This is a genomic window from Cupriavidus sp. 05L411 (assembly GCF_056398045.1).
In genome coordinates, this window is record NZ_JBFTOQ010000024.1 from 1 (window position 1) to 22,909 (window position 22,909).

The 22,909-nt window shown below is 65.5% G+C and carries 16 protein-coding genes, 1 pseudogene and 1 riboswitch; of the genes and pseudogenes, 10 read left to right on the forward strand and 7 right to left on the reverse strand.

Annotated features, from left to right (window positions below; translation table 11 throughout):
* Window positions 1-22: 22 nt before the first annotated feature.
* Together AC1DQR_RS24860 and AC1DQR_RS24865 are read left to right on the forward strand one after the other, a co-directional pair.
* A pseudogene (locus tag AC1DQR_RS24860) lies at window positions 23-169 on the forward strand (hydrolase); the annotation flags it as partial.
* A 98-nt stretch (window positions 170-267) separates the two neighbouring features.
* A riboswitch (glycine riboswitch) is annotated at window positions 268-364 on the forward strand.
* A gap of 168 nt (window positions 365-532) precedes the next feature.
* A complete protein-coding gene (locus AC1DQR_RS24865) occupies window positions 533-1,801 on the forward strand; it encodes a D-amino acid dehydrogenase (RefSeq protein ID WP_416051899.1) in 1,269 nt (422 codons plus the stop codon).
* A 13-nt stretch (window positions 1,802-1,814) separates the two neighbouring features.
* Here AC1DQR_RS24865 and AC1DQR_RS24870 read toward each other — a convergent pair whose 3' ends face one another.
* Entirely contained in the window at window positions 1,815-4,241 is a 2,427-nt protein-coding gene (locus tag AC1DQR_RS24870; RefSeq protein WP_416051900.1) for a DUF3772 domain-containing protein, read from the reverse strand.
* A gap of 356 nt (window positions 4,242-4,597) precedes the next feature.
* Between AC1DQR_RS24870 and AC1DQR_RS24875 the strand changes: the two genes are divergently transcribed.
* Complete coding sequence (locus tag AC1DQR_RS24875; protein WP_416051901.1) at window positions 4,598-5,596, forward strand: helix-turn-helix domain-containing protein; 999 nt, start codon at window positions 4,598-4,600, stop codon at window positions 5,594-5,596.
* 167 nt (window positions 5,597-5,763) lie between these two features.
* Window positions 5,764-7,395, forward strand: a complete 1,632-nt coding sequence (locus AC1DQR_RS24880) for an MFS transporter (protein WP_477133976.1) — start codon at window positions 5,764-5,766, stop codon at window positions 7,393-7,395.
* Between the two features lie 16 nt (window positions 7,396-7,411).
* Here AC1DQR_RS24880 and AC1DQR_RS24885 read toward each other — a convergent pair whose 3' ends face one another.
* Both AC1DQR_RS24885 and AC1DQR_RS24890 read right to left on the reverse strand, forming a co-directional pair.
* Window positions 7,412-8,599 (reverse strand): MFS transporter, encoded by a 1,188-nt coding sequence (locus AC1DQR_RS24885; protein WP_416051903.1) that lies wholly within the window; start codon window positions 8,597-8,599, stop codon window positions 7,412-7,414.
* Window positions 8,600-8,619: 20 nt separating this feature from the next.
* The gene (locus AC1DQR_RS24890; protein WP_477133977.1) at window positions 8,620-9,018 is read right to left on the reverse strand and encodes a response regulator transcription factor; all 399 of its coding nucleotides are present in this window, start codon (window positions 9,016-9,018) and stop codon (window positions 8,620-8,622) included.
* A gap of 343 nt (window positions 9,019-9,361) precedes the next feature.
* On the opposite strand from AC1DQR_RS24890, the gene AC1DQR_RS24895 reads away from it, so the two are divergent.
* From AC1DQR_RS24895 to AC1DQR_RS24915, 5 genes are all read left to right on the forward strand, one after another.
* Complete coding sequence (locus AC1DQR_RS24895; RefSeq protein ID WP_477133978.1) at window positions 9,362-13,708, forward strand: ATP-binding protein; 4,347 nt, start codon at window positions 9,362-9,364, stop codon at window positions 13,706-13,708.
* A 221-nt stretch (window positions 13,709-13,929) separates the two neighbouring features.
* Window positions 13,930-14,589, forward strand: a complete 660-nt coding sequence (locus AC1DQR_RS24900; RefSeq protein WP_416051906.1) for a response regulator transcription factor — start codon at window positions 13,930-13,932, stop codon at window positions 14,587-14,589.
* 124 nt (window positions 14,590-14,713) lie between these two features.
* The gene (locus tag AC1DQR_RS24905; RefSeq protein ID WP_477134008.1) at window positions 14,714-15,871 is read left to right on the forward strand and encodes an acyl-CoA dehydrogenase family protein; all 1,158 of its coding nucleotides are present in this window, start codon (window positions 14,714-14,716) and stop codon (window positions 15,869-15,871) included.
* 77 nt (window positions 15,872-15,948) lie between these two features.
* Window positions 15,949-16,188, forward strand: a complete 240-nt coding sequence (locus AC1DQR_RS24910) for a DUF2789 domain-containing protein (RefSeq protein ID WP_174427886.1) — start codon at window positions 15,949-15,951, stop codon at window positions 16,186-16,188.
* 188 nt (window positions 16,189-16,376) lie between these two features.
* The gene (locus AC1DQR_RS24915; protein ID WP_477133979.1) at window positions 16,377-17,018 is read left to right on the forward strand and encodes a hypothetical protein; all 642 of its coding nucleotides are present in this window, start codon (window positions 16,377-16,379) and stop codon (window positions 17,016-17,018) included.
* A gap of 102 nt (window positions 17,019-17,120) precedes the next feature.
* Here AC1DQR_RS24915 and cyoD read toward each other — a convergent pair whose 3' ends face one another.
* The 4 genes from cyoD to cyoA form a co-directional block, all read right to left on the reverse strand.
* The gene (cyoD, locus tag AC1DQR_RS24920) at window positions 17,121-17,495 is read right to left on the reverse strand and encodes a cytochrome o ubiquinol oxidase subunit IV (RefSeq protein WP_441631173.1); all 375 of its coding nucleotides are present in this window, start codon (window positions 17,493-17,495) and stop codon (window positions 17,121-17,123) included.
* A complete protein-coding gene (gene cyoC / locus AC1DQR_RS24925; protein ID WP_043354234.1) occupies window positions 17,492-18,094 on the reverse strand; it encodes a cytochrome o ubiquinol oxidase subunit III in 603 nt (200 codons plus the stop codon). Before cyoC ends, cyoD begins: the two co-directional genes overlap by 4 nt.
* Before the next feature lie 3 nt (window positions 18,095-18,097).
* A complete protein-coding gene (cyoB, locus tag AC1DQR_RS24930; protein ID WP_174425386.1) occupies window positions 18,098-20,074 on the reverse strand; it encodes a cytochrome o ubiquinol oxidase subunit I in 1,977 nt (658 codons plus the stop codon).
* Window positions 20,075-20,154: 80 nt separating this feature from the next.
* Entirely contained in the window at window positions 20,155-21,036 is an 882-nt protein-coding gene (gene cyoA / locus AC1DQR_RS24935) for a ubiquinol oxidase subunit II (protein ID WP_477133980.1), read from the reverse strand.
* A gap of 306 nt (window positions 21,037-21,342) precedes the next feature.
* Here cyoA and AC1DQR_RS24940 point away from each other — a divergent pair, with 306 nt between their 5' ends.
* Window positions 21,343-22,746, forward strand: a complete 1,404-nt coding sequence (locus AC1DQR_RS24940; protein ID WP_477133981.1) for an aminotransferase-like domain-containing protein — start codon at window positions 21,343-21,345, stop codon at window positions 22,744-22,746.
* The last annotated feature ends 163 nt before the right edge of the window (window positions 22,747-22,909 follow it).

The following is a 22,909-nucleotide window of genomic DNA, read 5'->3' on the forward strand; positions in this document are numbered from 1 at the left end:
GCGACAGCTATGACGCCGTGGCGACAGCTATGACGCCGTGATGAAGCTGGTCAAGGAACACTCGGGTGCCTACGGCATGGGCGTGGACTACGCCTACACCATGGTGCACAAGGCCGCGCAGCGCACCGCCACGCCGCACGCGTCGATCGCCCCGGTTCCGGCCCGCTGATATTCCCAGCCTGAACCCGCAGGGAAATTCCCCAGGCAGTCAGACTAGTGCTAAAGTTCCGAGCCATGTCACCTGGTATTGCCCGGCGGCATCATGCAAAGTTGATATCGGGAGAGACTGCCTGGCCATGCGCCGGGCAGCGCCGAAGGAGCAACCGCCCCGGAAACTCTCAGGCAAAAGGACCGGTATCACGTTTGAACTCTGAAGAACCCCGGCGCTCGTCAGCCGGCGGTACCGAAGGAGCAAGCGATCCCCGCCACCCCCAAAGTGGCGTATCGTGAATCTCTCAGGTCAAGGACAGAGGGGGCGTCTTTTGCGCATGCTGCGCAAGAGGCTCCCATCCGACGTCCTGGAACCATAGAGATGAAATCAATTGCCGTTATCGGTGGTGGCATCACCGGCGTGACCACTGCCTACGCGCTCGCCAAACGCGGTTTCTCGGTCACCCTGCTCGAAAAACACCGCTATGCCGCCATGGAAACCTCGTTCGCCAACGGCGGCCAGCTTTCCGCTTCCAACGCCGAAGTCTGGACACACTGGTCCACCATCCTCAAGGGCATCAAGTGGATGCTCAAGAGCGATGCGCCGCTGCTGGTCAACCCGCGCCCGAGCTGGCACAAGCTGTCCTGGTTCGCCGAGTTCATCGCCGCCATTCCCCACTACCGAAAGAACACCATCGAGACCACGCGCCTGGCGATTGCCGCGCGCGACCACCTGTTCTCCTGGGCGGCGGCCGAAGGCATCGATTTCGACCTGAAGAAGGAAGGCATCCTCCATATCTATCGCGACAAGGCGGGCTTCGAGCATGCAGGCAGGGTGTCGAAGCTGCTGGCCGAGGGCGGGCTGGAGCGCCACGCCGTCACGCCGGAAGACATGCGCGCCATCGAGCCGACCCTGGCCGGGCAGTACTACGGTGGCTATTTCACCCAGAGCGACTCCACTGGCGACATCCACAAGTTCACCAGCGGCATGGCCGCAGCCATCGACCGCCTGGGCGTGCGTTGCCTGTACAACCAGGATGTCCAGTCGGTCAGCACCGATGGCCGGCAGGTCACCATCGTCAGCAGCGACGGCCAGCAGGCCGAATCGCGCGTGTTCGACGGCGTGGTCGTCTGTGCCGGCACCGCCAGCCGGGCGCTGGCGGCCAGCCTTGGCGATCGCGTCAACATCTATCCGGTCAAGGGCTATTCGATCACAGTCAACCTGAACGACGCGCAAAGCCAGGCGGCCGCGCCCGTCGTGAGCCTGCTCGACGACGAGACCAAGCTGGTCACCAGCCGCCTGGGCGTTGACCGCTTCCGCGTGGCGGGCACGGCGGAGTTCAACGGCTACAACCGCGACATCCGCGCTGACCGCATCCGTCCGCTGGTGGAGTGGGTCAACCAGTGCTTCCCCGGTGTCAGCACGCGCAGCGTGGTGCCCTGGGCCGGACTGCGGCCGATGATGCCTACCATGCTGCCGCGCGTGGGCCGGGGCCGTGCGTCCTGCGTGTTCTACAACACCGGCCACGGCCACCTGGGATGGACGCTGTCGGCGGTCACCGCGGACATGATCGGCGATGTGGTGCAGCAGGCCATGGGCGCCAGGCGTGCACATGGCGTACAGGACGCGGTGGCGCTGGTGACCCCGTAAGAGGCCGGACGCGTTACGCGCCAAGCGCGGCCATATTCTCCACCCGCAAGGTCTGCGGGACCGACAGCGAGATATCGGCCGCGCGCAGCCGCTTCAGTATCTCGAACAGCAGGTCGCTCTTGGTCGCGGTGGCGATCCGCGGGCTGCCTACGTAGCCCGTCACGCTAAGCGTGATCCCGTTCGGCGCCAGCTGGCTGAACGTGACGGATGGCGCGGGCTTGTCGAGAATCGCTTCATTTTCCCGATAGGAGTCGAGCAGCAGTTCGCGCACCTGCTCGGGATCGATGTTCAACGGGAAGGTGAGCAGCAGCGTCGCGACGCCTTGCGTGCTGTTGCTCATCGTCACGTTGCGCAGGTTCTGCGAGATCAGCTGCGAGTTGGGCACGATCACGGTCGAGCGGTCGCCCAGCAGGATCTCCGTCGCGCGCACGTTGATGCGCTTGATGTCGCCTTCCACGCCGCCGATGCTCACCATGTCGCCGACCTTCACCGGCCGCTCGGTCAGCAGGATGAGCCCCGACACGAAATTCTTGACGATCTCCTGCAGGCCGAAGCCAATGCCCACGGACAGCGCGCTGACGATCCAGGCCAGGTTTTCCCATCTGACGCCCAGCAGCGACAGCGTCAGCAATACGATCAGCACATAGCCGATGTTGCTGAACAGCGTGATGAGCGATGCGCGCAGGCCCGCTTCCATGCAGACCTGCGGCAGGAGTTCCGCGTCCAGCCAGCGCCGCACCGAGCGCAGCAGGTAGGTGCCGACCGAGAGCGCGATGACCGCGTTCAGGATGCGGTCGGGCATGATGTTGAGGCTGCGCAGCCGCTCGCCGCCGAGCATCGTCAGCAGGCTGTTGAGCAGGTCGCTCGGCGTGGTGCCGAAGCCGCCGGTCAGCAGCGCGATGACGGCCACCAGGAGCAACAGGCTGGTGCCGATCCCCGAGAGCACCGTCGACGCCTGCGCGAGATGGCTGTCCCCGAGTCCGAACAACTGCTTGATGACCTTGCCGCTTGGATGGTGCGCGCTGAACACGCTTTCGCAGACGTCGCGGGTCAGTTGCGTCAACAGGTACAGGCTGCACAGGACGATGTCGATCCAGACAAGCTCGTAGGTCAGGAAGCGCGCGAACGTAATGTAGCCGATCAGCAGCGCCATCAGCGAGGCGACGACCGTCACCGTTACGCCAGCGTGGATCAGGCCGGCGAAGGTGGAGCGCGCTTCAGGCCGCTCGCCCGCCGCGGCCAGCTTCGTGCGCACGCGGTTGGCGCGCAGCAGCGCCGCGCCGATCGTCAGCACCACCACAAGCGACACCAGGCCGCGGCCTAGCAAGGTCACCTGCAGGCTTGTGTCCGCGGTCCGGTTGAGTTGCTCGAGTGTGCCGGCGATCAGCAGCAGGCCCGCGAGGACACTAGGGAACGGACGCATCGCCAGCGCGACCTTGTCGGCGAGTGCAGGCACGCGCCATGAGGGATGGCGCGTGCACAGCAATGCCCGTCCCAGGCCCGCGATCAGTGCGCTTGTCAGCGTCAGCTTGCCAAGTTCGCTGATCAGGTCCTGCACCTGAGCTGGCAGATCGTAGTGCGGGGCGAAAGCAAAACACACGACCTGTACCGCGATGGCGGTCGCCGCAACCGTCGCGAGTACCGTGGCAAGCGCGAGCGCGCTGCGCCGCAGCCGGCTCTCGGGCAAGCGCGTCAGGCAGAACCATGCCAGCGCCCGCTCGATCAGCCGTCGGCCGATGGTCCAGACGCCGATCGCAAGCAGCAGAAGCAGGGCGGTGATCGCCTGTCGCCCGGGCTGCCAGGCCAGGTCCCACAACGGGGTAACTTGCCCCTTGAACGCGTTTAGCCGCTGCTGGTCCTCCTGGCTTGGCGCGAACAACGGCTCCCAGAATGCCGTGCTGAGAATGCTGGCCGAGCGCAGCGCGAGCTGGTTCTTCAATCGGCTGCGCTGCAGCTTGGCGATCTGCTCGGTCAGGTTGGTCACATTGCCCTTGACCTCGGCCGCTTGCTTCAGTCCGCTGTCCAGTTGCGCCTTGCGCGCGTTCAGGTCTGCCCGCTGCTGCGCGACTGCAGCTGCCTCCGGTGTGGTGCCGGCGGCGGGTGGCGGCCCGAGCACGTCGAGCTGTGCCTGCAACTGCGCACGCTGGGGCGTGAGCGCCGCGTTCAGCTTGTCGACGTCGCCTGCCAACTGGTGGATGGCGTCATCCAGCCCTTCGAGCTGCGTGCCGCTGGTGGGCGACGACGCCAGTTGCTTGATGCGGTCCTGCTCGGTCTGGAGCCGTTTCAGCTCGGCAACGGCATCCGCGCGCGATGGCGGCCTGGCGGCGGGCGCATCCGCATTCAAGGTGGTGTCGGCGGCTGCGGCCGGGAGCGCGGTGGGGATCAGGTGCAATAGCGCAACCAGCACAAGGCTCAGCACGAGCCTGGGGAGTTTGCTCATAGAAAGAGATAGATCCTTACTGATCGGCTTGCCGGGCCGGCAATCGCGCAGGTTCGCGTGGATTGCCACGGCTCGTCAGACGGTCGATGACCGGCGGGCGACGATCAGGATGTTGGGCGGCCGCGCGGCGATCGCGATGGGAGTCGATCGGAGCGCCTGGGGGCGATCTTGCCGGCGTGTGCTCTATAGTCCGTCGGACTATTGGCGATGCCGCGTGATTGGCACGCCACTTGATGCGGAAGAATTGCCTGAAAGAGCCTCAATTATACAGAAGGCATCGCGCGCCCTTGGTTTTCAGCAGGCAACAGGCGCTTGCGTCACTCGACCTTCACCATCCAAGGTTTCACGCGAGCTGCATGCAAGCTCTGCTATTCTTGGTCGGCCGCTGCTGCCGCGGCGTGGGTTTTCATGGTGGTGGTTTATTCCCGTGTGAGATCATGTCCGTCAACGCCAATGCCTCCATCTCGCTCGCAGCCCCTGTATCGATTGACGCATTCGGGTGCGCCGCGGAAAAGCTCTCCAAGGATCAGAAGCTCGCCGGCAGCGAGATCCAGTTTTTCCGCAAAAGCTCGCCAGGCGAGAAGGCGAGCCAGGTTATCACTTCGGCGTCGAATCGTGGCTTTCTGGTGGGGGTTTCGCTGTGCACGGGACATCGCCGCCGGGTGTTTCATGAGCGCCGCGCGAGCACCCACGAATTTGAAAGGAACTCCATCTATATCCGGAATTTCTTTGAAGACTATAAAGCCGATTTCTATGGTTATTTCGATTTCATCCTGCTGGAGATTTCCCGCACCTTTATCGAACGCACCAGCGCGGAACTAGGCCGCTCGCGCATCCTGGGGCTGCGCAGCGCGGCGGGAGAGCAAGACCAGGTACTGGCGCATCTCGCCCAGGCGGCGGCGCCGGCGCTGAGCCACCCCGGGATGGCCAGCAAGCTGTTCGTCGATCAGCTGGGCTTCACCATCGGGACCTATCTCGTCGAGCACTATGGGAATGGATCCGTCGCGACGCCCAAGACAAACCGGTTGCTGTCGCAACGCAGCGTGGCGACGGCCAAGGAAATGCTGATCGCCAAGATCGATGGCGATCTGTCCATTGCGGACGTCGCCGACGCCTGCAACCTGTCGCGTAGCCATTTCACCCGTGCCTTCCGGGATACGACTGGCCAGACACCCTATCAGTGGCTGGCGGCCCAGCGCCTGGAGCGCGCCCGCGGGCTCCTGCGCGAATCAGGACTCTCCCTGGCGGAAGTGGCCGTGGCTTGTGGCTTCTCCGATCAAAGCCATTTCACCCGCGTGTTCTCGCAAGCGGTCGGCGTCTCTCCCGGCAACTGGCGCCGCAGGGTTCACGCCTGACGCGCTGGGCGCAAGGCCAATGCGTCGGCGCCGATGCTAGCCGGTGCCGAGGCACAAAACAATTGTCCCTTGGTATGGGTAGACGGCGCTCGCTGTGCTCCACACAATGCGGCTGTGCCACTGTTGGCATTACCACCGTCAGTGCCTGAGCAACTTGCGACCAAGCCATGAATGACTCTCAAGCCGGCACTGCCGGCACGCCTGCCGCCGAGCGCGGCAGCGCCGGTGCTGCCGGCTCGCCGTGGAGCCCGCTGCGGCACCGCACTTTCCGGATGCTATGGATCGCCACGGTGGCGTCCAATGTGGGCACCTGGATGAACGACGTGGGTGCCAGCTGGCTGATGACGTCGCTCGATCCCGATCCCCTGATGGTCGCCCTGGTGCAGGCAGCGGGCAGCCTGCCGATGTTCCTGTTCGCCCTGCCGTCCGGGGTGCTGGCCGATATCGTCGACCGGCGCAAGTACCTGATCTTCGCGCAGCTTTGGACACTGGCCGTGGCGACCACGCTGGGCGTGCTTGCGCTTACCGGCCTGGTCAACGCCCATGTGCTGCTGCTTGCTGCATTTTTGCTGAGCACCGGCGCGGCGATGAGCTCGCCGCCGTTCCAGGCCATCGTGCCGGACCTGGTCGACAAGGCGGACTTGCCGCCGGCCATTGCGCTGAACTCCCTGGGGATCAACATCAGCCGTGCGATCGGCCCCGCGCTGGGCGGCTTGATCCTGTCGTTCTCCGGGCCCGCGGTGGTCTTTCTGCTCAACGCGCTGTCGGTGCTCGGCGTGACGCTGGTGCTGTACCGGTGGAAGGCCGAGCCCGCCCGGCGGAACCTGCCGTCCGAGCATTTCCTTTCGGCCGTGCGTGCCGGCCTGCGGTACGTGGAGGCCGCGCCGCTGCTGCGGGTCGTGCTGGTCAGGGCGGTCGCGTTCTTTCTCTTCGGCAGTGCCGGCTGGGCGCTGCTCCCGCTGGTGGCCCGGCGGGAACTGGGCCTCGGTCCGGGCGGATATGGCTTGCTGCTGGCCAGCATCGGCCTGGGCGCCGTCGGTGGCGCCCTTGTGCTCCCCAAGCTGCGCAGCCGGGTCTCCGCCGATCGCATGGTGGTGCTGGCAAGCTTGCTGTTCGCGCTGAGCTTGCTCGCGCTGGCCTATGTGCGGCATTTCTGGCTGCTGGCAGCCGCACTGTTGTTTGCCGGGCTGGCTTGGATCGCGGTACTGTCCACGCTCAATGTGGCCGCCCAGCGCAGCGCCGCGGGCTGGGTCAAGGCACGCGCGCTGGCGGCCTACCTGACCGTGTTCTTCGGCGCCATGACCGCGGGGAGCGCGCTATGGGGCAAGACCGCCGCGCTGCTGGGCATTCCCGTCGCCCTGGTGCTGGCGGCAGCGGGGCTGGTCCTTGCATGCGCCACCGCGCTGCGGTGGCGACTGGGCATCTCGCCGGAACTGGACCTGGCGCCTTCAGGTTTTCTGCACCCGGGTGAACTGGACGTGGCTCACGACCGTGGGCCGGTGATGATCTGCGTGGAGTACGAGGTTGCGCGCGAGGATGCGGCAGCGTTTGCCAAGGCCGTGCAGGAGATGCGCCGGATTCGTCGTCGCAGCGGTGCGCTGTCCTGGGGTGTCTACGAAGACCTGGCCGCGCCCGGACGCTTTATCGAGACCTTCCTGGTGGAGTCGTGGCTGGAGCATCTGCGCCAGCACGAGCGCCACACCATGAACGACAAACTGATCCAGACGCGCGTGCATGGTTTTCACCGCGGTGCCGCGCCGCCCGTCGTGCGCCACCTGGCAGCACCGGACGGCAGCTGACCACCCCTGCGCCGGATCAGGGCGGGGTGGCGTCCAGGCGCGGCAGCAGTTGCCTGGACAGCGCCAGGATCAGCAGGATCACGAGCACGCCGCTGATGGCGAACAAGGCCGGAATGCCGGCCGTGTCCACCAGGCGCGCGGCCAGCAGCACGCCAAGGCCCTGGCCGGCGAACAGGCAGAACGCAAACAAGGCGACGGCGTTCGCGCGTTGCGAAGGTGCCATCTGCGTGGCGGCGGTTTGCATTGCATTCAGGACGATGTAGTAGCCACAGCCCGCGCACAGGCACCCTGCGGCGATCCAGAGCCAGTGTTGCCCAAGCGCAATGCAGGCCATCCCCGCGCCAAGCAGCGTGGCCGCCAGCCTGGCCAGGCGCTGCCGTCCCATCCTGCGAATCAGCACCGGCGCGAAGCCGGCATACAGCAGTCCGCCTATGCCGTGCATCGACGTGATGGCGCCGGCCGCTGCCAGGGACAAGGCAAAGCGGAGCTTGAGGTAGGTCGGCACAAAGGCGAACACGCTCGGGCAGAGCAAGCCCAGCAGCAAGGTCATGCCGAGTACCCGGCGCACCCACGCGGATTTCAGCAGGGTTGCTGGCCCTGGCCGTGGGCCGGGTGCCCCGCGCTGCCAATAGCCGGCAGTTTCATCGCGGCGTGCCAGGCTGGCCAGGATCGCGGCCACGCAGGCAAAGCCGGCTGCCAGCAGCGCGAAGGCGGCACGCCAGCCCAGCGCATCGGCGACGAGTCCGGATACCCATTGGCCGGTCATCAGTCCGCAAATCGTGGCCACCGAATAGCGCGCGAGCAGGCTCTGCCGCGAGACCAGTGGTTCGGTATCGCCGAGGCGCGCCAGGCAGATCGGGATGACGCCCGCGGCTGCGGCACCGGCCATGGCGCGCAGCACCACCAGCCATTCGAAGCCAGGCGCCAGCGACAGGCTGAAATTGGCAACGGCGCAGGCCAGCAAGGCGGCCGCGATGACACGCAGCTTGCCGTAGCGCTCGGCCAGGGGCCCGTAGATCAGCTGGAATGCGGCATAGGCAAGCATGAAGCTTGTCACCGCCACACCGGTCTTTCCCGCGGAGATCCCAAAATCGCGAGACAAGGCCGGCAGCAGCGTGTCGGCAGCCCGGATGGAGGCGGCGGCAAAGAAGCCGCTCAGGCCCAGGGCAACCCGCTCGTGGCGCATGCCGAGTGCCAGGGGCATCACGCTTTCGGTCATCGTCTTCAGTCCCCTGGCTGCGGCCCGGAATTCGCGCTTCGCGCCAGCACGTTCCCGATGCAACGGATGATGTCAGCTTCCATGAACGGTTTGCTGAGAAAACAGACAGCGCCGATCGCCTCGGCGCGTTGCCGGTAGCGCTCCTCGGGGAAGGCCGTCATGAAGATCACCGGCGTGGAAAGCCCGCGTGCGCGCAGGTGTTCGCAAAGCGCGAAGCCGTTCATCGCGGGCATCTGCACGTCGGCGACCAGGCAGGAAATGGCATCGATGGTGTTTGACTGAAGCAGGTCGTTCCCGCTCGCATAAAGCTCGACGCTCATGTTGAAGGAGCGGAGCAGGCTTCCCAGGGCTTGTCGAACAGCAGCATCGTCGTCGACGATGGCGATCACCGGGGTAGCTATCACACGATATTCCTCCTTTTGTCATGAGCGGTGACGAAGCGGTCGGAGGCCCCCATCGCTTGCTTCGAGGATATCGCGCTGTCGCACTCAGTGGAATCATACGGTGGTATTGTCGGCATCGGTCAGGGATTCCCCCCGGGCGCGGAGGGGAGGGCGGTCCGGCCGCACCGTCCTCACCGTGCTATCAGGCCGGGCCTGGCCCGCGCGGGCGAGGCCTGGCGTGGCCAGGGGTAACACCAAAGTATGAGGCGGCGACACCGGCGGGCGCATCCTCCACAACGGATTGCCCCTCCTGGGCGCAATATACTCTGTGATTCCCAGCTTTCATGATGCTGTCCCAGGTCCGATGAATTCGTTGCGCAGCTACAAGCTCGAGTATTTGCTGGACGGTGAGATCGCGCTGCTTCGCGGGACTGCCGCCGGATGCGCGCCCGTGCTGCTTTCGCTCGCCGGCCCGGCCGCCAGCGCGGCTGGCGTACGGCGGCGCCTCGAGCACGAATACACCTTGCGGGACCTGCTGCGATCCGATTGGGCTGCGGTTCCGGTGGCATTGATCCGCTATGACCGCAGGCCGGCCCTGCTCGCGGAAGACGAAGGAGGCTTGCCGCTGGCCCAATTGCTTGGCGAGCCGTTTCAGCTGGATGCCTTCCTGGAAATCGCGATCGCCGTGTCCGCCGCAATCGCGGCCATGCACGAATCCGGCATCGTCCACCGGGACATCAAGCCGGCGCATCTCCTTGTCGCACCGAACCGGGAACGGGCCTGGATTACCGGGTTCGGCATTGCCACCGTCGCATCGTCCGGCACCTTGCCCGGCGCGCAACCCCCGATGCTGGCTGGAACCCTGGCCTACATGGCGCCCGAGCAGGCCGCCAGGGGCGAGTCGGCGGTCGACGCACGGGCGGACCTCTACGCGCTGGGCGTGATCCTGTATCAGATGCTTACGGGTGTCCTGCCGCTCGAAGCCAGCGAGCCGGTCGGCTGGGTGCACAGCCATTTCGCGAGACTGCCGGTGGCGCCGTCGGAGCGCAACGACGCCGTTGCGCCAGTGTTGTCGGCCATGGTGATGCGGTTGCTGGCCAAGGCGCCCGAGGAACGCTACCCCAGCGCGAGCGCGCTTGCCGGCGAACTGCGGCGGTGCCTGGAGGCGTGGCGCAGCCAGGGCAGCCTGGATCTGGTCGCAAGCGCTCCATTGCCTGACTCGCCGGATATCCCGGGCGATGCGCCGGGTTTGCTTGCCGAGGGCCTGCAGCGACTGCCGCCAGAAACAAGCGCCTTGCTGATGGCCCTGTCTTGCCTGGGCAGCATGGTGCCGGCGGCAACAGTGGCTCAGGCGCTGGATGTCAGCGAGGCACGCCTTGGCGGCCTGTTGGCCGAAGCCGTGGCGGGGGGCTGCATCGTGGTCCGCGGCGCCTGCTATCACTTCGCCCACGAACGGGTCCAGGAGGCAGCTTATGCCTTGATCCCGGCGGCCGATCGCCCGGCCTTGCACCTGCGGCTTGGACGCCGGTTGGCGCAGCGGGTGGAGCACGGTGACAACAGCGGTGACAACAGCGGCGACAACAGCGAAGGCAGCCGCGACGGCGGCATCTTCTGCGCGGTTGACCAGTTCAACCGCGCAGTCGGCATCCACCTCGATGGCGGCGAGCGGCTCCAGGTTGCTCAACTGAGCCTGGAGGCCGCACGTCGCGCGATGAAGACAACCGCCTACGAACGCGCCAATGCCTATTTTTCCGCCGGCGAGCGATGGCTGCCAGACGGGGCATGGGAGACCCATCACGCATTAGCGCTGGCGTTGGCGATGGGGCGCGCCGAGTGCGAATTCGTTGGTGGCCGGCTTGGGGCTGCCGCGGCCAGTTTGCTGGACCTGAGCGCCAGGACGCGGACACCCTATGACCTGGCGGCGGTCACGCGGCTGCAAGTGGCGGTGCATACGGCGCTTGACCAGTCCGACCACGCCGTCCGGCTGGGGCTGGGGTTCATCCGCACGATGGGCCTGGACTTCCGGCCCGGCGCGCGGGGGCAGGTGGAGGAGGAGTACCAGCGCTTCCTTGCGTTGCTGGGCGATCGGCCGGTCGAGTCGCTGGCCAGCTTGCCGCGCATGCATAGCCCGGTGTGGCGCGCCACGCTTAGCGTCCTGGCCGAGGTGATGTCGCCCGCGTCGTTCATGGACCGGAACCTGCGCGACCTGATACCGCTCTGGATGGTGCTCATCAGCCTGGAGCATGGCAACGACGAAGCCTCCTGCATTGCCTACGTTCACCTTGGCATGACGATCGGGCCGCGCCGTGGCGACTACGGGCTGGGCTATCGCCTGGGCCAGGCCGGCCTGGCGCTGGTCGCGCAGGAGGGCATGGGCCGCTTTCGCGCCAAGGTCCATATGTGCTTTGGCGCGTTGCTGCTGCCGTGGACCCAGCCCATCCGCGGTGGGCGCGAACTGATCGAGCGCAGTTTCGAAGAAGGCCGGCAGACGGGGGATTTCAATTTCGCTGCCTACAGCCGCAACCAGCTGGTGACCCATCTGCTGGCTTGCGCAGAGCCGCTGGCCGACGTGGAGGCGAAGATCGAGGCTGGCCTGGCTTTCGCCCGCTCGCTGGGCCTGGGACGGGTCGTCGATATCCTCAGCGCGCAATCCAGGTATGTTGCGGTGCTGCGGGGCAGGGCCGCGGGCTGGATGGCGCTGGACGCCAGCGAGCCGGGGCCGCCGGAAGCCGAGGCAAGACTGCAGGCCGACCCCCGCCTCGCCGTCGCCGCCTGCTGCTACTGGATTCGCAAGCTGCAGGCCTGCTTCGCCGCGGACGACTATCGGGGGGCGCTGGACGCGGCGGGCAAGGCGGAGCCGCTGCTTTGGACCGCTCCGTATTTCCTGGAGATCGCGGACTATCATTTTTTCGCGGCGCTCACGCTGGCCTGGGCGCCGGCATTCCCGGGCCACGCACCCGGCCACACATCGGGCCACGTGCCTGGCAGCGCGCACGCGGCGGCGTTCAAGCGCCATCACGACCAGCTGAGCGCCTGGGCACGGGAGAATCCCGCCAACTTCGGCGCGCGCGCGGGCATCCTGTCGGCCGAAGCCTTGCGCATGGCGCGGGATCCCTTGCAGGCCATGCGGCAGTACGAACAAGCGGCCCGCCAGGCGAGAGAGCGGGACCAGGTTCATGACGAGGCCCTGGCCTACGATCTTTGCGCGCGCTGCTGTTTCGAACAGGGCCTGGCGGCGCCGGCAATGGCTTACCTGCGCAAGGCACGTGATGCCTATGGCAACTGGGGCGCTGACGGCCAGGTGCGCAAGCTGGAGGCGCGCGCTCGCGCCCATGACGGCACGGATCTGGACACGGGCCGCGCGGCGATCGAGCAGGCCGACGCGGCGGCCCTTCAGCCCGCTACTTATATCGGCCCGGCCTCCCAGCTGGACCTCGACACCACCATCAGGGCGACGCAGGCGCTGGCCGGCGAGATACAGCTCGACCGCCTGATCAACACCCTGCTGACAACCACCCTTCAGCAGGCGGCCGCGCAGAGGGCGCTGCTGTTTCTCCGGCAGGACGGTGCACTGCGCTTGGCCGCGCAAGCCCGCACCGAGCAATCCGGCATTGTGGTCGACCTGGATCCGGCCGGTACCGTGCCCTATCCCCGTGCCATCGTCGACGCGGCGCTCGCGACCCGCGCGGATTTCGTCCTCGACAATGCCAGGACGCATGCGAAGTTCGGGCAGGATCCGGACGTCCAGGCGCGCAGCGTGCGCTCGGTGGCCTGCCTGGCGTTGGCAAAGCAGGCCGCGCTGATCGGCGTGCTCTACCTGGAGAATAATCTGGCGGATGCGTTGTTCACCGGTCGGCGAATCAACCTGCTGGCCATGCTGGCCTCCCAGGCGGCCATCTCGCTGGAGAATGCCAGGCTGTATGCCGAGCTGCTCCGCCAGAACCAGGAGCGCCAGCGGGCACAAGCCGAACTGGCGCACGTCTCCCGTGTTACCACGCTTGGCGAGCTGGCGGCATCGATCGCACACGAGGTCAATCAGCCGCTGACTGGCATCGTCACTTATGGCGGCGCGTGCCTGCGCTGGATCAACCGTCCTGAGCCCAATCTCGATGAGGCGCGTCATGCGGTGGAGAACATGATCGCGGAAGGACTGCGTGCAAGCGAGGTGATCCGGCGCATCCGGGCGCTCGCGCGCAAGGGGGAGTCTCGTCGCTTGCCGTTGCAGCTGAGCGACCTTGTGGCCGAGACCGTAGCCATGGTGAAGCACCAGGCCGAGGCTCACGCCATCGTCATTGCCCAGGACTGCGTGGCCGGGCTGCCGCAAGTGCTCGGCGACCGCATCCAGTTGCAGCAGGTGGTCATCAACCTGCTCGTCAATGCCATCCAGGCAATGTCATGCCGCCGCCCGGGGCGCCGTCACCTTCGTGTCATCACGGCGGCGCCAGCCGAAGGCCAGGTACTGTTGCGCGTGGAGGATACCGGCCCGGGTATCGACGCGGGAAAGCTGGACAAGCTGTTCGAGGCGTTCTACACCACGCGCGAGCAAGGGCTGGGCATGGGCCTGTCGATTTGCCGATCGATCGTCGAAGCGCATGGCGGCACCATATGGGCCGAGTCTCCCGTGCGCACCGAGGCGCAGAGCGGCCAGCATCCGGCGGGTCCCGGCGCGGCCTTCTCCTTTACCCTGCCGGTGCCGCAACCACAACCATGACCCCTCTTAAAGTGATCGCTGTTCAACTTGGAATGTGAGGCGCGCGCTAATCAGCCACAGTAGACAAAAGCCGGCACAAATTGACAATATGCCGGCAAGGCAAAAGCGTAGAGTGCCCGCGGGGTGGCCACACGGCGACACAGCCCCGCACAGCCCGACACAACGATTGACGTTGTCCGCGTTCTTGCTGGCGCCTTTGAAGCTGACTGGAGAAACTGACCGTGACAATTCAAAGCCTGGAGCCTGTCGAGACGCTTACCCCGGACGAAGGGTTGGTGCTGGTCGTCGACGACGATGCGCCGCTGCGCGGTGCGCTTGGCAACCTGTTCCGCTCGGTCGGCATGCGTGCCGCGCTGTTCGGCTCGGCCGCGGAATTACTTGAATACCGGTTGCCGGAGGCACCTTGCTGCCTGGTGCTCGACGTCAGGCTGCGCGGCCAGAGTGGACTGGACCTGCAGGCGCACCTGGGGCAATTGGGCATCTGTGTCCCGATCATCTTCATGACAGGCTATGGCGATATTGCCATGACCGTGGCAGCGATGAAGGCTGGCGCGGAAGACTTCATGGCCAAGCCGTTTCGCGATCAGGACCTGCTCGATGCGGTCTCGGCCGCGCTCGAGAAGGACCGCCGGCGACGCGAGGGAATGCGCAGGGCCCAGGGGCTTCGCAGCAGTTTCGAGACACTGACGCCGCGCGAGTCGGAGGTGATGGCACTGGCCGCATCCGGGCTGATGAACAAGCAGATTGCCAGCCGCATCGGCATCAGCGAAGTGACGGTAAAGATCCACCGCGGGCAGGCCATGCGCAAGATGAAAGCGCGCACGTTTGCCGATCTCGTGCTGATGGCCCAGCAACTTGGCGTCTGCCACGTCCCGTGCTAACCGCGCTGGGATAGCCACACCTGCATATCTACACGCCTCGCACCGGGACACCTGCCTCGCCTACAATTTATTCTGCATGGCTGCAACGGCCCAATCAGAAAACGAAGCAAGGCGAGGCAAGATGATGGACTTCAGTTTGACGCCCGTTCAACGGGAGCTGCAGGATCGCACCCGCCAGTTCATTGCGGACCAGGTCATGCCGATGGAGCGCGATCCCCGGCAAACGCCGCATGGCCCCACCGAGGACTTGCGTGCGGACCTGGTGGAAAAGGCAAGGGCGGTGGGCTTGCTGACACCCCACGCCAGCACGCAGGCCGGAGGCCTCGGGCTTTCGCACCGGGACAAGGCCATTGTCTTTGAAGAGGCGGGCTACTCGCCGCTGGGGCCGGTCGCGATGAACATCCATGCGCCGGACGAAGGCAACATCCACCTGATGGAACTGGTCGCCACGCCGGAGCAGAAGGCGCGCTGGCTACATCCCCTGATCCTTGGGCACACGCGCTCCTGCTTTTGCATGACCGAGCCGGCGCCAGGCGCGGGGGCCGATCCGTCCATGCTGCAGACCACGGCGGTGCGCGATGGGGATCATTTCGTGATCACGGGCAGGAAATGGTTTATCACGGGCGCCACCGGCGCCACCTTTGCCATCATCATGGCGCGGATGGAAGACGGCACCGCAACCATGTTCCTCGCTGACATGAACCAGGCCGGTGTCGAGATCGAGCGGCAGATGGATGCGCTCGATACGTGCTTCACGGGTGGGCATGCCGTGGTGCGCTTCGATGGCCTGCGCGTCCCCGAGCGCGACGTGCTCGGCAAGCTTGGCGAAGGATTCCGCTACGCGCAGCTGCGCCTGGCCCCGGCGCGCCTGACGCACTGCATGCGCTGGCTCGGGGCGGCCCGGCGCGCGCATGACATTGCGGTCAACTATGCGCGGCAGCGCCTTGCGTTTGGCCGGACCCTGGTGGAGCATGAGGGCGTGGGGTTCATGCTGGCCGACAACGAAATGGATATGCACACCGCGCGCCTGACCATCTGGCACTGCGCCTGGGTGCTGGACCAGGGCGAGAAGGGGCGCGACGAGTCCAGCCTGGCCAAGGTGTATTGCTCGGAGGCGTTGTGGCGGGTGGTGGATCGTTCCGTGCAGGTGCTTGGCGGCAGCGGGGTGACCGACGAAACCATTGTCGCGCGCATCTTCCGCGACATGCGCGCCTTCCGGATCTACGATGGTCCCTCGGAGGTGCATCGCTGGAGCATGGCCAAGCGGATTGCGCGGGGCTGAGCCGGTTTCAGCGCGCAGGGTCGAACAGTGATGCAGTGATGCAGTGATGTGTCTTCACCATAGGAGGTACGCTCGCCGTGGACAATTCCTTCCACCATTTTTCCGAGTTGTTTGCGCAACTCGGCCTGCCCGCCGACGATCGGGCAATCCGTGAATTCCTGGCCGCGCATTCTCCCCTGGCCCCCGATGTCGTGCTTGCGGACGCCCCGTTCTGGACGCCCGCGCAGGCCACGTTGCTGCGGGAGGAAATCCTGGAAGATGCTGACTGGGCGGAAGTGGTTGACCAGCTGAATGCGGCGCTGCGGGTGCCCGGTTAACGCCCCGGCGAAATTCGACTCTGCTCCGCTCCAAATAACGTACTTCTGCTCCTGTTCTGCATTGTTGCGGTGCGGCAACATCCCCTGGACGCGCGTCATTGTCGACGCCAGGGGAAACCGCCGCAGCCATGAAGTACCAGTTATTTGTATTGGCCGGATGTCCGGCCTGCACCGCGCTTGAACTGTGCATGCGAGACGCCGGTCTCGCCTATGACCGCATCGTGCTGGCGTCGCCACGCCACGCTGCCGATGTGCTGGTTCTGCTTTCCGAATCCGATCCGCGTTGTCCGGCCTTGAGCATGGGCGAGCAAAGCGCAAGCGGCCTCGCGGCTTGCCTTGTGCTTCTCGGCCGGGGGCATCCCGAAGGTGTCTCGCTTGCACTGCTGGCATTCACCGCCGCGGGCAAGGAACTAATGGATGGCGTGCTTAGCGGCCGTGTGCTGACGGCCAGGAATGAGCGGGCGTTCCTGCTCGCGCTCGGTGCGGTGCGTGCTGCCGTCCAGGCATGGGGCTGTGCGATGCCGGCGGCGCTGCGCCGCATCGGCCTGTTCGTGCCTTACCTGGACCTGAGAATCGCGGATGGCCTGTCTGGCGGGAAATTCAGGCTTGCCGGTGCATTCGGCGCTGACGAAAGCGCGCTGGCCGCCATGGCCAATCGCTTGCCAGCCGGGTTTGAAGACGCTTATTTGGACCGCCTTAGAAGGGGCCGGAGCTGGGTCTATTGGGAAGGGGGCGCCAGCATGCTTGGCGATCGGACCACGCGGTTTCAGAATATCCGCCACTGGCCCGCGGCCAGCCGCACGGCGGCCGCCGGCAGCCTGCTTATCTAGTCATTCTATCTAGTCATTCGCAAGCACGCCGCCTGACGGCGGCGCATGGCCGGCCCCCGCCGAGGGGGCGGCCACGCCATGGTGCCCTTGGCGGCCATGGTGCTAGTCGCGCAGACGCGCGCGTTCCGGCGACATATCCATCGGCATCATGTTGACGTTCGCGTTATGCATGACCCACAGCGAGCCTGCCACGATGATGGCGATCAGCAGCCCGGTGCACACGAAGATTGCCGTGTTCATGCGCTGGTCCGCGGACGTCCCGATATGCAGGAAGAACACCAGCTGCACCACCAGCTGCGCAACGCAAAGCACCACGATGGCGGCAAGGCCCATGCCCTTGGGCACGAACCCGCCCATCACCGCGCCGAACGACGCGAGGGTGAGCACCAGCGACAGCGCAAAGCCGATCGCATAGCCTTTCAGGCTGCCGTGCGCGGCGTGTGCCGCGGATCCTGTGTGGAGATGGGCGGTCTTCATACAAACTCTCGCAGATAGACAAAGGTGAACACGCAGATCCAGATCAGGTCCAGGAAGTGCCAGAACAGGCTGAGGCAGGCCAGGCGGCGCCGGGTCACGCCATCCAGGCCGAAGGACTTGACCTGGTGCATCATGACCAGGATCCACAGCAGGCCGCAACTCACGTGCAGGCCGTGGGTGCCCACCAGGGAGAAGTAGGCAGACAAGAACGCGCTGACGCCCGGCCCCGCGCCGGCATGCAGCAGCTCGGCAAATTCATACAGCTCCATGGCGATGAAGGCCGCGCCAAGCAGGAACGTGATGCCCAGCCATTGGATGACCTGGCGCTCCCGCCCGGGCTGCATGTTCAGCATGGCCACGCCGAAGGTGAAGCTGCTGATCAGCAGCAGCATGGTTTCGCCGAGCACGAACGGCAGCTCGAACAGCTCCCGGCCGCTCGGGCCGCCTGCCGTATTGCCGGCGAGCACCCCGAAGGTGGCGAACAGCACGGCGAAGATCAGGCAGTCGCTCATCAGGTAGATCCAGAACCCCAGCGTGGTCTTGGATCCGTCGTCGTGCGCGACGTGCTCGTGCGTGTTGTGAATGACTGTGTAGCTCATGGGTCAAGCCGCCTTGCGTAGCTGCGCATAGCGCGCGTTTTCGATGCGTTCGACTTCGGCCGCCGGGACGTAGTAGTCCACGTCGCGGTTGTAGGTCCGTGCGATGAAGGTGCCGATCACGCCCAGCAGGCCAAGGCCCGCGATTGCCCACATGTGCCAGACGAGCGCGAAGCAGAGCACCAGGCCGAACGCCGACACGATCACGCCCGCGCTGGTGTTCCTGGGCATATGGATGTCCTCGTAGTGGGCGGGCCGCACATAGGCGCGCCCCGCCTCCTTGTCATCCCAGTGCTGTTCCAGCGAGGTGATGTGCGGCACATGGGCGAAGTTGTAGAAAGGAGCCGGAGATGCGGTGGCCCACTCCAGGCTGCGGCCATCCCACGGGTCGCCGGTGAGGTCGGGATTTTGCTTGCGGTCGCGCACGCTCACGGCCAGCTGGATGAGCAGGGCGACGATGCCGGCGCCGATGATCACGGCGCCGCATAGCGCCACGATCAGGTAGGGCTGCCAGTCGGCGTGCGTGTAGTGGTTCATCCGGCGGGTCATGCCCTTGAAGCCGAGCACGTAGAGCGGCATGAAGGCCAGGTAGAAGCCCACCAGCCAGCACCAGAACGAGATCTTGCCCCAGCGCTCGTTCAGGGTGAAGCCGAACACCTTGGGGAACCAGAAGCTCATGGCGGCCAGGCAGCCGAAGATGACGCCGCCAATGATCACGTTGTGGAAGTGGGCGACCAGGAACAGGCTGTTATGCAGCAAGAAATCCGCGCCGGGCACGGCCAGCAGCACGCCCGTCATGCCGCCGATGGCAAAGGTCACCATGAAGCCGATCGTCCACAGCGTGGAAGAGTGGTAGCGGATGCGGCCGCGATACATCGTGAACAGCCAGTTGAACAGCTTCACGCCCGTCGGGATCGAGATGATGGTTGTCATGATCCCGAAGAAGGCATTGACGTTCGCGCCCGAACCCATCGTGAAGAAGTGGTGCAGCCAGACGAAGAACGACAGGATGCCGATGGACGAGGTGGCGTACACCATCGACTTGTAGCCGAACAGCGGCTTGCCGGAGAACGTGGAGATGATCTCCGAGAAGGCTCCGAAGCACGGCAGGATGAGGATGTAGACCTCCGGGTGTCCCCAGACCCAGATCAGGTTGACGTACATCATGGCGTTGCCGCCAAGCTCATTGGTAAAGAAGTGCATGCCCAGGTAACGGTCGGCGGTGAGCAGCGCGAGCGTGGCGGTCAGCACCGGGAACACGGCAACGATCAGGATGTTGGTGATCAGCGCGGTCCAGGTGAACACCGGCATCTTCATCAGCGTCAGGCCCGGGGCACGCATGCGCAGGATGGTGACGATGAAGTTGATCCCGGTAAGCGTGGTTCCCAGGCCCGATATCTGTAGTGACCATATGTAGTAGTCCACCCCCACCGTCGGGCTATATCCCAGCTCGGACAACGGTGGATAGGCGACCCAGCCCGTGGCGGCAAAGTCGCCGACGAACATCGACATCATCACCAGCACCGCGCCCGCTGCCGCCAGCCAGAAGCTGAGCGAGTTGACGAACGGATAGGCTACGTCGCGCGCGCCGATCTGCAGCGGCACGATGACGTTCATCAAGCCGAGGATGAACGGCGTCGCCACGAAGAAGATCATGATCACGCCGTGGGCGGTGAAGATCTGGTCGTAGTGGTGTGGAGGCAGGTAGCCGGCCGCATCGCCCACAGCGATCGCCTGCTGCGCGCGCATCATGATGGCGTCGGCAAAGCCGCGCAGCAGCATGACCAGCGCCATGATGATGTACATCACGCCGATGCGCTTGTGGTCGACCGAGCAGATCCACTCGGTCCACAGGTACTTCCATTTGCCGAAGTAGGTCACGGCGCCGAGCAGCGCGACGCCGCCCAGAATGACGGCGGCCAGCGTACCCATGATGATGGGCTCATGGTACGGAATCGCCTCGAGGTTCAGTTTGCCGAACATGGATCAGTGCTCCGTGGCCGCGGCGTGGTGGCGTTGTGTGTGTGGCATGCAGTGCATGTGTTTCGGATTCATTGGCTTCATCAGTTGACGGCCAGCGGGGGGCTTTGGGCTGTGCATACGTCGCCAGGCGCATCACCACGCGTATTACCGCGCATATTGGCGCGCATATCGCTATGCATGTACTTGTTGACGATGTTCTGGAACAGGCCGGGCGCAACGCCCGCGTAGACCGTCGCCGGCTCCTTGCTGCTCGGCAGCTCCAGCGTCTTGTAGGCCTTCTCGTCCAGCGTCAGCGGCGACTGCCTGGCCTGCCGTACCCACGCGTCGAACGCCTCGCGCGAGGTGGCCACGGTGTCGAAGTGCATGTCGGAGAAGCCGGGGCCGCTGTAGGCAGCGGACATGCCCGCGTAGGTGCCGGGCGTGTCGGCGATCAGGTGCAGCTTGGTCTGCATGCCGGCCATGGCATAGACCATGCTGCCGAGCTGCGGGATGAACAGGGAGTTCATCATCGATTCCGCGGTGATGCTGAAATTGATCGGCGTATCGACCGGGATCGGCAGCCGGTTGACCGAGGCGATGCCGTAGTCCGGGTAGATGAACAGCCATTTCCAGTTCAGCGCCACGGCTTCGACGCGGATGGGCTTGACGGTCGACTCCAGCGGCTTGTAGGGGTCCAGCGAATGCGTGGTGTTCCAGATCAGCACCGCCAGGCCGGCCACAATCACGCACGGGATGGTCCAGATGACCACCTCGATCCGCGTGGAGTGCGCCCACTTGGGCGCATACGTTGCCTTGGTGTTGGAGGCGCGATAGCGCCAGCCGAAATACAGCGTCAGGAAAATGACGGGCACGACGACCAGCAGCATGATGAACAGCGAGACCAGGATCAGCGTCTTTTCCTGGTGCCCGATGTCGCCCTTCGGGGATAGCAGCTCCAGCTGGCAGCCACTGAGAAGGAGCATCGCTGCTCCACCGAGGAATAGTCCCGCATGGCGGAGCCCTCCCTTGCAAGCTTTCAGCCAAGCGCTGGATTCTCGCCGGACAGCAGCGTCTGCCCCGGCATTTGAGTTACGCATAAGACACACCTTAGTTATGCATCACATAACCGGCGCGCGCGTCGGGACTGCCTGCCACGGCACGCTGGAAACCATCGCGAGAGAGGGGATTCCGCCGGACTGGCGGGAAACGCATACAAAGCGTTAAATGTATGGATTTGTGTGATGCTGCGGCGCATGATAATGTAAGACAAAGGCCATACATAAAGCAAAATGCATCAGAGTAAATCCATACAAGATGACGGCGCCGGTCCCGGCTGGGCCGCCGCCTTCGTGCGCGGCGAGGGCGCGCGCTACCAGCAGATCGTTGGCTTCATCGAGCGCGCGGTCGGGGACGGGCGCCTGAACCCCGGTGACCGCTTGCCGCCGCAGCGCGAGCTGGCCAGGCAGCTCGGGGTGGATCTCACCACGGTGACGCGTGCGTTCACTGAGGCCAAGCGGCGCAACCTGATCGAGGCGCGCGGGGCGCTGGGCACCTTCGTCGCCCCGCCAAAGGTCGAACTGGCGCAGATGGTCGACCTGAGCATGAACGTGCCGCCGCCGCCCGCCGGCGTGGATTTCCATGATTTGCTGCAACGCGGGATGTCGCAGGTGCTGCTGCGTTCCGATGCGCACCTGCTCATGACCTACCAGCTTGGTGGCGGCAGCAGGGCGGACCGGGCCGCCGGCGCCATGTGGCTCAAGCCGGTGCTGGAGTCGGTCAGCCCGCAGCAGCTGATTGCCTGCCCCGGCGCCCAGGCCGCGCTGGCGGCGCTGATCCTCACGCTCACGCAGCCCGGCGACGCCATCCTCGCGGAGCCGCTGACTTATCCCGGCCTGCGCGCGGCGGCCGAGCAGCTCGGGCGCCGCGTGGTGACGGTGGCCGCCGATGACGACGGCATGCGGCCCGATGCGATGGAGCAAGCGTTGCGCGAGCATGGCGCACGCGCGATCTACCTCAACCCGACCATCCAGAACCCGACCACGCGGACCATGCCCGCGCACCGGCGCCGCGATGTCGCGCTGGCCGCGCAGAAGTGCGGCGCCTGGATCATCGAGGACGATCCTTACTGGCTGCTAGGCAGCGACGCGCCGCCGCCCGTGGCCCACTTCGCGCCGGGCCAGGTCTACTACGTTGCCACGCTGTCGAAATGCCTGAGCCCGGGGCTGCGGACCGCCTATATCCGCCTGCCCGAAGCGCGCAGCCGGGCGGGCGTGCTGGCCGCGCTGCGCTCCTTCGCGCTGATGTCCACGCCGCTGTCGACAGCCCTGGCCACGCAGTGGATTCACGAAGGCTCCGCCGCGCAGCTGCTGGCCGGGATCCGCACGGAAGCCTTCGCGCGGCGCGAGCTTGCACGGCAGTTGCTCTTCAGTGCGGACCAGGCACCACCCAGCGGCATACACGTCTGGCACAGCTTGCCGAGCTACTGGACTTCGCTGGCGCTGACGCAGGCCGCGCGTGCGGAGGATCTGCGTGTTACCGCTTCCGATGCGTTCTATGCTGGCCCCACGCCGCCCAATGCGATCCGCATCTCGCTGGGAGGTGTCGAGACGCGTGCCCATCTTGCTGCTGCGTTGAAGAAGCTGGCCGAGTTGTTGGTGCGCAGGCCGCAGACGTCGCGGGAGATCGTGGTTTAGGGCGTGTTTTTTGGATCTCCGCCGATCTGCGTGGCGAAATGAGGGTCTCAAGACGATGCCAGACGGAAGCACCGTCGCCGCAAGATCGGAAAGGTTGGGGTGGACCGTTGACCACACTTCATGTAAGCTCTCCCGCCCTCTTCGCGCCGCCATACCGCGCCGC